Raw genomic sequence first — 461 nt, forward strand, 5'->3', positions numbered from 1 at the left:
CTTCTGGGCACTCGCGCGGACCCGTCCCCAGAGGCCGCCCGCCCGGCCGGGGTCTTCCTCCACCGCCGGCTCGTCCAGCTCGGCGGGCTCGGCACCGGCTGCTCCGGCACGTTCCTCCGCTCCGCTCGCCGTGGCGGACGCGGACGGCGGGGACTCGGCCTTCCCGTCGGGCGATGCGTAGCTTTGCATCCACCAACCGTTTTCGGCTTCTCTTCCCGGCAACGCGGGTTCCGCCGCGGGACGGTCGACCTCGACCGGGTCGCCGGATCCGTCGCCCCAGTCGTCATACTCAACCCACCTACCGACCCCGCCGCTCAGCCCTCCGTCTGCCTGGGCCTCGCGTGCCTCGTCCGGGCCCGGTTTGAGGAAGTCCGGAATATCATCCAATTCCTCGTACCCGGGCGACATGTCCGGCGCGGCGCCCCTGCCGTCGGGAGACCGCGCCTCCCCGCCGGGTACCG

1 protein-coding gene is annotated in these 461 nt (G+C 72.9%); it reads right to left on the reverse strand.

Translation table 11 applies throughout. The features are described 5' to 3' along the window. On the reverse strand, nt 1-222 hold a 222-nt coding region (locus AC1DSF_RS30835), incomplete at its 3' end, for a hypothetical protein (protein ID WP_478184112.1). Between the last annotated feature and the right edge of the window lie 239 nt (nt 223-461).

It is taken from the genome of Variovorax sp. 01N429 (assembly GCF_056399425.1).